Raw genomic sequence first — 11,915 nt, forward strand, 5'->3', positions numbered from 1 at the left:
TTTGATATCCAACTCCTCGGTTCAGTTTATCCTTATATACCACAATCGGCACTTTAGTTCGATTGATTTATACCGCATTAATATAGGGTTACTAAAAAGCGCTGTAAAGATTTAATTGGTCAAGATCTGATTCGTGAGATAGTTAGGGGGCTGTGCTCTCGTACATCATTGCGCGATTACGCCCGGTCTCTTTGGCTTTCAAGAGAGCCATATCAGCGGCGTACAGCAGCTTTTGCGAGTTGTCGGCATCGAATGGATAAACCGCTCCGCCCAGCGAAATTGTGCATGCAATTTCTTTGAGGGAACTTCCAAGAGAAAAACGAGCGCTGCCAATAGTCGTCTGAAGTCTCACCATGAACTGTTCGCAGGTCGTTCGGTCGGTGTCGGGCATGATTACACAAAATTCATCCCCCCCATAACGGGCAATGACATCGATTGTGCGAATAGCGTTACTGAGAATACTACCCATACTGGTAATCACAGCATCCCCGGCCTGATGGCCATACCGATCATTGACTCCCTTGAGGTCATCGAAATCAAAAATCACGAGGGCGACACTGCGCTCATAGCGCCGGGCGCGGTCTATTTCTTCGACAAGCCTTCGGTTAAAATAGCGTTGGTTGGATAATCCGGTAAGCGGGTCGGTGAAAGAGAGTTCTTCGATTTTTTCGAACGACTCGGCATTTTCCATCAGATTTCGAGCGAGGGTCTGCAATAGTTGGAGACGCTGGCGCATCTCGGGCTCATCAGATATTCGGTCGAGCGCTAAGAGTCCTCTCCTCTCACCCGATATATTGAGTGCGACGACATGGGATAATCCGGCCAGTGACAGCTCTTTGGTCCACGGTATAGTTTGTCGGAGCAGATCGTCCAATTGTTCGGTTCGGTAGAGATGACCCGATGACAGCAGTACAACGAGGGTGTCAAAAAGCTGCGGGTCAGGAGTGGCCAGATTCTGGCTCACTCCAAATGAGACCGTCTGAACAGTTGACGGCTTTTCTGTTGAGTGATACCAGTAGGCAACTTTGCCGAGGTTGAGTTCACTCTTGACAAATTCAATTATCTCACCGGTAAGTGTCTTGGGGTTATGATGTCTGATAAGTTTAAGCACCGGTCTGGCAGTTATTTGAAGCGGCGCTGAGAATGGCGCTGGGGTCTGTTTGTGCGAACTGGATCGGTCAGAGATTGTGCGGCTTTCTGGGGTCGAAAGTTTTGCTGACAAGGCCTGGGCAATTAAAGTCATCGCAAGATTCGACATCTCCTGATTACTGTTCGTCGAGGTTTGTAAAAGGAACAGACCCAGGGTTGTATCACCCCGTACAAGCGGGACCCAGGTGTCGAAAGCGCGCGATCGAATCCATTCCGATGTGGCAAGTAACAAGCCAGCATCGAGTTCATCAATTGGTCTCAGGCCCATCTGATATCCACATGGAGGAAGCACTCCAAGTTTTAGTTCAAATCCAATAGCTTCTGCATCAGATGCTTCAGCGCCGGAGTGGCCTGCTATTGTGAACACGCCATTGAGGTTGATGAGGAGAACTGCTTTTGAAAATCCAAGGGCATGGACTGCGACAGCGCAGACTTCCTGCTCAAGTTCTAAAAATTCAGACTCTGCGGTCTGGACGCGAGAAACGAACCTATAGAGCGCTTCAAGATCGATAGGTAATGAAGAAGAGCGGTCGTGATTAGAATTCATCGCCACTCACCGTGTGATGATATAAAAAAACAACTTTCAGCCATCAACAGGACACTTCCAATAATCGGCATTGCCAATCACTCCAAACCCTTTGATGCACGATGCTGCGTGCTTTCAGTCTCTATTTACGGAACAACAGAGAAAAAGTCAATCTAAAAGTAGGCAATGGCTTAGGGCGGTCAGCGCCTGCGGCGGGAGAAACGGAAGCGTGAGCGGTAGGTCAACAATCCCTTGCGTCTCAGTATTCCGAAGACTGTCCACCATCCGGCCTTTGGGGATTCGGACATATCCCGCAATATCGTAGATAATTCGGATATGGTCAGGAATGGGTCTTGTCGGACAAGAAAGAGGAGGGCGGATTCGACATCGGCGCCGTTTGAGGATAGAGCAGGATTTTGGTTGCCGGTGTGGGGGGTGTTCTGAGTGGGAAGGACAAAATCCTCGACCAGTGTTAGTCGGGCTTCTTCAGTTCTTTTTTTTTTCGGTCAGCAGGGTCAGTTGCGGCATCGAACTGGTCAATGGCCTCATCGACTGAATCGCACACACGGAGGACATTGTCAAATTCAAGCAGTTCAAAAATCTCAAAAACATCAGGGATCATGTTCGCAAGCTTTATATCTCCGCCATGGGCTCTGACATCTTTGATATGAGAAATAAAAATCCCCCAGCCTGCTGATGAGATATAATCGACTCCCGCCAGATCAATAACTATCTTGTAGCGGCTTCGTTTCAGGAGCGAATCGATAATTTCTTCAAGTTCGGAGGCGGTCATGGTGTCGATAACGCCATCAACGCGAACTTCTGAAATTTCCCGGCTGTGTCCGCTCTCGGATAATGAAATAGTGATGTTATTCATAATAGCGTTTTTCCCATTTATTACCGCTTGGCTAACAAACTACATTAATGCCCGAGTGGCAAGGGAAATATTCTCTATGACGACGTATCAGAATCCAGTTGGCTGATCTCCCGCGTTTCGAGTTCGTCAAGGGTCATCTGTGAATTGGAGGAAACCAAAACTGTATCTGCCAGCACACGCCCTATCACAAAAGTGATGTCGTCCCCCTGTTTTGCAAAACCGGAAAAAGTATCTATCTGCTCAATGAGGCTTTGGCTAAAGGCCGAAAGAGTGGACGGAGTCTTGGCAATGTTGTTTTCATGATTGTTTTCAGGGAGTTCTTCTGGCCTCCCATTCTCTCCGAAGGTTTCACGCATCAAGCTCAATATTCTCTTGACTCCGAACTGCTCGGTCTCCCGATTTGTAGCCTCGGTGATTCCATCTGTGTAGGCAAAAAAGATATCCCCTGAATGCAGTTGAATTTTCTCCTCGGTCAGCCGATCTGCAAAATCCTGATGCAGGGCAACTGGGATGCCAAGCGGCATACCCGGGGGATTAAGCTGGCGAATTTCGCCTGTTGCGCCGCTGTAGACAATGAGCGGATTATGCCCTGCCGAAACGAAGGTAAACGTGCTGTCCATTGAATCGTAGATTCCGAGCATAACTGTGATGAACATATTGGCTGGCAGGTTTCTGATAATATAATCGTTGACCGCGATAAGGGTTGTTCGCGGAGATTCACTTTTATCGGCGTAGATACGGATAACTGTGCGCAACATGGACATGACCAATGACGCCGGCAGACCCTTGCCTGACACATCGGCAACAGTCACACAGAATCGACCCGGGCTTATTTCAAAAATATCATAGAGATCGCCTCCGACGACCGCAGCGGCGCGGTAATAGGCATCGATTTCAAAACCTGCGATGGCAGGAAGTGTGGTAGGCATGAGCGTTTTCTGGATTTGAGAGGTCAACTCAATTTCTTTGGCCATTTTCTCTTGTTCTATCATACTTTTTCTATCCCGGCTTATACGGGTCATCATGTCATTTAAAGCGCTTGATATCTCGAAAAATTCATTAGCCCCTTCAAGAGGGAGTTCAGTCGTCATATCCCCCAAAGAGAAGCGTCGTACGCGCTGGCTTATCTTTACTATCGGTTTTACAAAGTAGATCGATAACAGGTAAATACCTACGACTCCGATTGCTAAAAGCAAGCCGATTAGCGCGATAATTTTCGTCCTGGCATCGGCAAGTCGTTCTTTCATCCCGGAGGACGAATAGACGATATGAACCCATCCTAACTGCTGTCCGCCAGAACGAATCGGCAGCATCAGATAATTATCGGCCTCCTCTCCTTCCCCCAGCCGCTGGGGACGGCCTATAGCGGAGGGAGTAATTCGAGCGGGAGGCACATAGAGCTGGCGGATATTTCGTGTATCTTCTGAGTGCGCGGTGACAAAGCCATTGGCGTCGGTGAGTACAATCTGTTTTAGTTCAGGGTTGGATCGAATATAGGAAACAATGAGTTCGTCGAATTCCACATCACTGCGTTGGTTCAGGACATATCCGGCGGCCTGGTCGCCTATTGTCGCTCCGAGGGCGGAGACGGTGCTATCGAGCCGGTCATAGAGTCCCCGTGTGGTCAGGTTATTTACATAGTAGTAGGCTCCGAATATAATCAGGCTGACAATCAGAAAGGTGTAAATTGAAAATTTAGCTCGAAGGGTATTCATCCGCCGAAGCAGAGGCGGACTTTGCTCGCTCGCCGGACTCAAGCGCTTTATCATGCGGAGTTCGTTGTAGCCGGCAGACGAGAGATACTCAACTGAATCCATAATCTTTTGGATCATGTAAAAACCCAGCCCGCCGCGCCGTCCCGACTCGACTAATTTCTCCAGATTGAGTTTGGCATTTCCAGAGGGTTGAAATGAGCGGCCATTGTCGATGAGCGAAAAGGCCACAAGCTTTTTATAGATGACTATCCGAAGGCGGATAGTCCCCTTTTCATAGAGATAGGCATGGCGGATGACATTTGTCGCGCCCTCCTCGATTGCCAGAAGAACCGCGGTGGTTGTCTTGCGCGGCATTTCGGCCGCAACACAGGCTTCACGCGCTATCTGTCTGAGGCTGTCGAGGTAGCGATCTTCGGCAAGAAACTCAGCATTGATTTCTTTGACGGGACGACTCATTGATGGCGCCTTTAACTTTTCACCGGTTGAATCCTGACCCCATGAAGCTACTGTCCGCCTTGCTCGGATTGTAGACGCAGCGCGGCCTGCTCAATGTTGTCCAAAGTGTTTGGATTATTAGGATAGGCTTCGAGGACTCTCTTCCATGCCGCAATAGCCTGTTCATACTTTTTGTTTCGCATGTGGCGCAAACCTTCGAGATATATCGGCCAGTAGGTTCGGTCATTTTGGAGGTCCTCAAAGGTTGTGGAATGAGTTTCGCTTGTCTGAATCCGGCTGAGGTATTCTTGAGCAAGTTTTTCGTTCGGGTTTGCTTCAAGAATCGCGGTAAGGCGCTTTGCGGCCTCCGGGAATTGCTGGCGGTTGAAGAGATCAATGGCGGCATTGAGTTGTTTAACCAAATCAAGACCCGACAGGGTGCGTTTTTTCCCTTCCAGCGCACGAGCGTTTATAGGATCCAGATCAAGCACATGATTATAGGCGTCGATAGCCTCTGAGGCCAGTCCCAAACGGGCGGTGGAATCGGCGAGATTAAGATTTGCTGCGATTTCATAGGAGATCGACACTTCAATCACTCGTTTTAATTCGAGCGCCTGCGAGTTATCAGGCTGAATATCAAATATCAAAGATAGTAAATCGAGCGATGGCCGGTAGAATCTCCTGCCATAGAGTTGATTGGCCTGGTCATAATAGTTTCGTATTGACTGCCGCATTTCGGCTTCGGTCTCGCGAAGATTCTGCTCTTGTTGCTGTTGAACGGCACGGGCATTTTCAATCGCGGCGATTGTACCGATAATATTTTGATCGGTTTCATTGAAAGCGAGCGCTCGCTGATAGTATATGAGCGCGCTGTCGAGTTCAAACTGGGCGAAGAATGTGTCGGCCTTTTGACGATTTTGTTCAAAGCGTCGCAGTCTATCGGTCGCGCTTGACTGATCCAATCGGTCAAGTTCCTGCTGTCGCATTTTTTCAGTCAGCGAGGGTCCGATTCGGAAGGAGAGCGAGAAGTGATGGCTGTCGCCGATAAGGTCAATGAGCGTAAAGGCATAGTCAAGACTGAGCGCGCCGCGATTATATCCCGCGCCGAAGACCAGATTCTGACCGTCGTATCCCCCTCGCAGGGCATATGTGTTATAAAAGAGCACCTCACTTCCTCCTCGAACAAGGATATCGCGGCTCTCCCCTTTTTCCATATCCGCAGTAAGTGCGGCCTCGATGGTAGAGGACAACATGAGGCGGCTCATGGAGAGACCTGCGGCGAACGAAGTAGGGATTTCTTCGCTGGTTTGCTGTAATTTTGCTTTTGCGCCCGAGAAGTTCCTGGCGATAACACCAAATGAGAAATGATCCGAGAGTCGGGCTGAAATGCCAAAATCCGCCCCGACACCATAGTCAGAAAATCGATCGAGGGCCTGGCGGACTATCTTCAGAGTAGCCCCAGCCGAAAGGACGCTATACAATTTTCGGCCATATGCGAAAGAAATCTGCGTGCTTGAATAGTCGAATTCGTCCATGTCATTAAAGTCCTCGTATCGGACAATATCGCCGGTACCGAGGCGAATAAATCCAATGCCAATTCCCTGGTCGGCCGACACCGGATAGACCCAGCTTGCGCCGTCGTAAAGCGAGCCGGCAAAGAGGACGGTGTGCAAAAACGAGAATTCCTGATATTCCAGATGAGAGAGCGAGCCGGGGTTGTAATAAATCGAAGACGCGTCGGCTGCAAGCGATGTCATCGCTCCACCGAAACCGATTGACCGCGCGGTGACACCAAGCGAGAATGGGGATTGAAAGCCCGCGTCGCTTCCTATTGCGATCTCCGAATGACCGAAAACGGCAAGTGCCATGAGGAGATATTGAAGGCGTGTGCGTTTCATTTTAAGACAGCCGCCTTGATGCGCGCCTGGTCGCCGCTCTGGCTATGGGTAATCGTCACGACATACACACCATTGAGGACAGTCCGTCCGCTGTTGTTTGTTCCATCCCACAACACCTCTGTGAACGACCCTCCGCTTGATACAATCAGTTCGTTTTGGGAAAGCGATCGTCCGAAGACTTCCTCTCCGAGCAGGGTAAATATTTTGAATTCCACACTACCAGTTGCCGGGGGAATAAATCGAAAGGCGGCCGGCTCGAGGGTGGGGTTGAAGGGATTCTTTCGCATAACGAATGAAGATGAAAAACTACTTTCCGTTGTGATATACAGCTGTGAAAGAAGCGCGCTGGTTCCATTGGCAGATACAACATCTATCGGCATACCTTGCAGCGGCCCGCCGAGGTATTTGGCCAATAGGCTCTCTCTATTGACGACTATAGTGAACTTAGCATCTTTTGAATTCTCCACCAGGCCACGGAAGATAAGCGTCCTGGTCTCACTGACTGCAATCAAAAGCGAGTCGAATTCGAGACTCAAGACACCGCCCGAAGCTGACGCAGTAGTCACCAAATTATCACTTTCATAGAAGCCCGATTGTGATATCTCAATAAGTGAACCCGGAGGCAGGAACGCTCCCGATTCATCTGAAAAATCAAGGTCTATCTTCTCAAGTCTTACAGCTCCAAGGGTTGCGGGGGAATTATTTGTGAGAGTCAGTTGGAAGAGGTCTGCGCTCATTCCCGCGGCGATAACATTTGCGTTTACCAGCGCGGTCGAGGCAAGGAGCGACGCATCCGATGAAACAACCGCCAAGGCAACTGAAAAAGAAGTGTCAGCTATTTGAGCGGGCAGTCCGGTATTGAGGTCAATTGGCCTGTCTGTCAGAACAAATTCCAATGTTATCAAGGTGTCCTGACCCGGCGCTGTCAGCGCGACGGTAAACTTCTCGCCCACCTGAAGTGAGCCGGATAACGGACTTGGAATGCCCAAATCCACCCCGCCAGTTGTTAATTTAAAGCTCCCGGTGCTGACATCGGCTTCACCAACATTGCGCAGGAGTATATCGAGCGTGAACTGCGATCCGGTATCGACCTTGCCTCCGGAGGCTCCAGTAAGGAACGGATCAAGTCTCAAAAACGCAGGCTCTTCAACTGACACCAGGGCAAGATTATCAAGGGGCGGCAGTCGATCTACACCTTCAGATGTGACATCAACTCTGAAAATCTCAGATGGATTGGACAGCCCTCCGCCTGTGACTGAAAAATATAGTTCATAGGTTGCGTGCGGAGGGATGGATGGCACTGTCAGCGTTGAATCAAAAATAGACTGGCCATCGGTTACAAGCCGGATAGTGAAGGTGTCAGTTGGGACCGAGGAAACATTTTCAATGACGGCTCTGACTTGGAAGAGTTGACCCATATTAACTTTTGGCACATTCGGGGCAAGCACGTTTACCTGTTTGACTTGTACGACAGGGATTTCAGTAACCTGCACTGTCTGTTGATTGAAGTCGGTCACGAATGTCAGATAATTGGCCGAGCCAGGGATTCTGAATTTCAATTCCGCATCGACAAAGAAAGATTCTCCGGCGCGTTCTGCGGGCAGGAAAATACTTTCTGTCTTGAGCACATTCGCACCTGAAACAAGCTGATTATTGGGGATTGAAAGCTGGATGGTTGCGCTGAAACCGTTTCCGCTCAGATTAAAAGTAGCGGTGTTTGGCTCAATTTCCAGAGTAGGTGCGCCCAATAGATTGAGCGTAAATTGAAATGAAGAGGCCTTTCCCCCGCCGACAACAGATGGTCCAAAACTACCCGGGACATATGTTGGACTAACTAAAGGTTGAACACAAAGTGTGAACGGATAGGTATTTGAAACGGGGATAATATTCCCTCCACTGTATAGCTTGAAGTCAAGTCTGACCGAATAACAGCGATTGAGAGTTAAAATATCTTCTGGCACAAGTGAAATCAGACCTCGGTATTGGATGAGATTGGGCGAAAGGCTTGAATTGCGCGGGTTGCCGTTGTAGACGGTCACCAGCGATACTCCGCCGACTGTATCAGCGAGTCCAACGATGAGCCGTGTGCTATCCACTGTTCCGGAAAAACCTGTTGTCAGGATGTCGAAACCAAGATCAAAAGGTACGCCGCTATATATCGATGATGGCGTAAATGACCCGGGCACAGGCGTAAAAACTGTTTGTCCCAAAACCATGACTGGGACATAGAGTGTGTCAATTGTCGAATATGCAGAGCCGTTGATTGTATATCTGCTTTCAAGGCTCAAGGCCAGGGTCTCGATGCCCGCTGTGAGATTTTCGGTGGGAAGGAGGATTGAGACCGTGTCAATAATTCCATTTGCAGTCGGCGTCACAAAAATTCTTACCGATCCGCCTCCGGAAAGAAAGAAGGATTTCAAATCAGGATTTATCGATGCCGTTTGATTTCCGCGATTCTGAATTTCTACATCGATAGTTGTCGAAAGCTCCGAGTATATAGTCGTCACTGGCATCCCTCGAAAATCGAAAGCCTTGCGAACATCGTAGCCGTTGAATGACACAATCACCACAGATGACGTCGCCGAGCCGTTTGATGCCGTAATCGAGACCGCACCGGTGTTTCCTCTAAAGATTACTCCGGCGGGTAGAAAATCTATGACGCCAGAGTTAAAGAGGGACGGATTGGACAGAACCGACGGTGTCAGACTTCCGCCCGGTGTACTCAAAGTTATTGGATTTGCGGCGAGATCATAATTTGTGATTAGGTTGTTTGCGGCATCGAGGAGGACGATTCTTGCTTTGGTCACAAACTGCCGTCCCTCAACTTGGACCGGAGAAATATCGAGGATTATCTGGTCGACGGCGTTTGTATTAACGGGACTATATTGTAAACTCTGCGAATTATTTTGGGCATCCGAAAGTAATGAATCGACAAAATTTGCCGTCTTGTCGGATTGCTGAGCAAATCCGTTTTGAGGACAGAATAGACAAATTACCGTAAGGCAAAGAAGAACTGGGAAAAGAGACAAAACCGAGGCGCGCATAAATACGTCGTGTATTGTTTAAGAATTCACTTCCTTTGTCCCCACACAGAGCAAAGTGCATGCCCTTTAAATCCCTGTCGGGCAAATAAATACGTTGGTTCGCAGGTAATTGACACAGACCTTCTCCCCGAGCCTTTTTTTGGCTTTGAGACTGGGGAAAACCGTTAGTCTGGGTCTTGAAGTGCCGCTTCTCCTGAGAAGTCAACTACGCAATCATTCAAGCCACGAGCCAATATGTAAGTAATTGCGTCTTATTAGCAATATAATAACGATAGAGGGCTGATTTATTTTAGCGTTAGCGCGAAATGCCTGTTTGACGCTCGGCGGCTGTGACTGTGTTTTGCATGAGCATGGCAATTGTCATCGGGCCGACTCCGCCGGGAACAGGAGTAATATGCGATGCGACAGCTTTGGCGGAATCGAAATCAACATCTCCAACCAGCCTGTACCCTTTTGCCTGACTGCTGTCAGAAAGCCGGTTTATGCCGACATCGATGACTGTCGCGCCGGGTTTTATCATTGGAGCAGTTATAAAATTCGGCGATCCGATTGCCGCGATAAGAATATCTGCGTGGCAGGTGATATTGTCCAGATTGGTCGATTTTGAATGCGCGACAGTTACAGTGGCATCGGCCCACATCCCTTTTTGCATAAGAAGAGCCGCGACTGGTTTGCCAACTATGTTTGATCGTCCGACCACAACCACTTCCTTGCCAGCCGTTGGAATCTGGTAATGCTCGAGCAGAACCTGTATGCCGTAGGGAGTACATGGAATAAGAGTCGGACGTCCTATCAATAGCATCCCCAAATTGTAAGGGTGAAAGCCATCGACATCTTTGGCTGGGTCGGTCGCGAGTGTCACCGAAAGTGCGTCTATATGCTGCGGGAGGGGGGATTGGGTGAGGATGCCGTGCACCTTTGTGTCCGCATTTAGCCCGGCAATGATATCTGCAAGTTCGCTTTGTGAAATTGTGGAAGGACGTTTGATGACTTGCGATGCCAATCCAAGCTTCTCACAGGCGAGGACTTTGTTTCGCACGTACGTCTCAGAACCGGGATCATCTCCAACAAGAATTGCGGTCAGACCCGGGGTGATTCCGCAATTCAAAAGCGCGGCAATGCGAGGTTTGAGCGCGTCTTTGACAGCTTTGGCGACAGCTTTGCCGTCGATTATATTTCCACGAGTCTCAGACATTTAATGTATCAACAAGCGCTTCATGGCAGCGGTGGCTCATGCCTCGGCGTCGACGTCGATTGTATCCTTGAGGCTGACTTTGGAAATATCGAAATCGACTTGGTAGCGTTCGATATGGGTCGCGCGGCCGTCTTCGGTATTCACTCTGACAATTACCCCCATCATCTTGACATCGTCGACTGCTGTTGTGAACCGTTTAGGCATGGCGGTCAAAAATCTTCCGAGCGACGGCCCTTTTTCCATGCCGATGATCGAGTCATGGGGACCGGTCATGCCGGCATCGGTGAGGTAGGCGGTGCCGCGGTCTGAAATTTTTTCATCGGCGGTCTGGACATGGGTATGGGTGCCAACAACCGCTGAAACTTTTCCGTCGAGGTAGTATGCAAGGGCTTGCTTCTCGCTTGTGGCTTCGGCATGAAAATCAATGAAAACCATTTTGACATTTTCGGCCAGTTGATTGATCTCTTTGTTAGCGACGCGGAAGGGACAGTCGATATTATTCATGTAGACGCGGCCCATGAGGTTCATCACACACAGTTTGTGGCCTCTGACGGTATCGACCCAGACTCCGCCGCCGGGCACATGGGGGGGGTAATTTGCCGGGCGTAACAGTTTCGGTCTCTGCTCGAAATATTCAAGAATCTGCACCCGGTCCCAGATGTGGTTTCCCGAGGTTTGCAGGTCGACGCCATACGTGAAGATTTTGCGAGACATCTCGGGTGTGATGCCAAAACCGCCGGCCGCGTTTTCGATATTGGCGATTACATAATCGACATTATGTTTGGCCCGCATCGGTTTAATAAGATGCGCGGCGGCCTGACGCCCGGGTTTGCCGCAAATATCGGCGACAAACATGATGGTGATCTCCGTCGGGAGATCAGGCGAAGTGGTATTGTCAGGTGTTGGGGTCTCGGGGATGTTCTCCCCTGTGTCGGTTGGCCCAGAAGGGATATGTTCAGACAAACGAAAAACTTTCTAAGGCGGACATACGGGTTTATGGGGGTGCGCTCCGCCCTGCGCCGGTCAATAGCTTCTTACGGCAGAGAGTGTAATACAATTTGGGCGGGGGGGCAAGT

Annotated in this window: 7 protein-coding genes; all 7 read right to left on the minus strand. The window is 49.5% G+C overall.

Annotation, left to right across the window (positions count from 1 at the left end; all coding sequences use genetic code 11):
• Positions 1-142: 142 nt before the first annotated feature.
• On the minus strand, positions 143-1,696 hold the full coding sequence (locus SGI97_00765) for a GGDEF domain-containing protein (GenBank protein MDZ4722435.1): 1,554 nt from the start codon (positions 1,694-1,696) through the stop codon (positions 143-145).
• A gap of 451 nt (positions 1,697-2,147) precedes the next feature.
• A complete protein-coding gene (locus SGI97_00770) occupies positions 2,148-2,552 on the minus strand; it encodes an STAS domain-containing protein (GenBank protein MDZ4722436.1) in 405 nt (134 codons plus the stop codon).
• A 74-nt stretch (positions 2,553-2,626) separates the two neighbouring features.
• Positions 2,627-4,723, minus strand: coding sequence for a SpoIIE family protein phosphatase (locus SGI97_00775; GenBank protein ID MDZ4722437.1), 2,097 nt, complete (start codon positions 4,721-4,723; stop codon positions 2,627-2,629).
• Positions 4,724-4,770: 47 nt separating this feature from the next.
• Positions 4,771-6,600: a PorV/PorQ family protein gene (locus tag SGI97_00780; GenBank protein ID MDZ4722438.1), complete on the minus strand. Its 1,830-nt coding sequence runs from the start codon at positions 6,598-6,600 to the stop codon at positions 4,771-4,773.
• Positions 6,597-9,644, minus strand: a complete 3,048-nt coding sequence (locus tag SGI97_00785) for a hypothetical protein (protein ID MDZ4722439.1) — start codon at positions 9,642-9,644, stop codon at positions 6,597-6,599. The genes SGI97_00780 and SGI97_00785 overlap by 4 nt, the downstream gene beginning before the upstream one ends.
• 295 nt (positions 9,645-9,939) lie before the next feature.
• Positions 9,940-10,839, minus strand: a complete 900-nt coding sequence (locus tag SGI97_00790) for a tetrahydrofolate dehydrogenase/cyclohydrolase catalytic domain-containing protein (protein ID MDZ4722440.1) — start codon at positions 10,837-10,839, stop codon at positions 9,940-9,942.
• A 36-nt stretch (positions 10,840-10,875) separates the two neighbouring features.
• Positions 10,876-11,802 carry a TIGR00282 family metallophosphoesterase gene (locus SGI97_00795; GenBank protein MDZ4722441.1) on the minus strand — a complete coding sequence of 309 codons (927 nt, stop codon included), beginning with the start codon at positions 11,800-11,802 and terminating at the stop codon, positions 10,876-10,878.
• Positions 11,803-11,915 lie beyond the last annotated feature (113 nt).

The organism is Candidatus Zixiibacteriota bacterium (genome assembly GCA_034439475.1).
Lineage (GTDB): Bacteria > Zixibacteria > MSB-5A5 > GN15 > FEB-12 > JAWXAN01.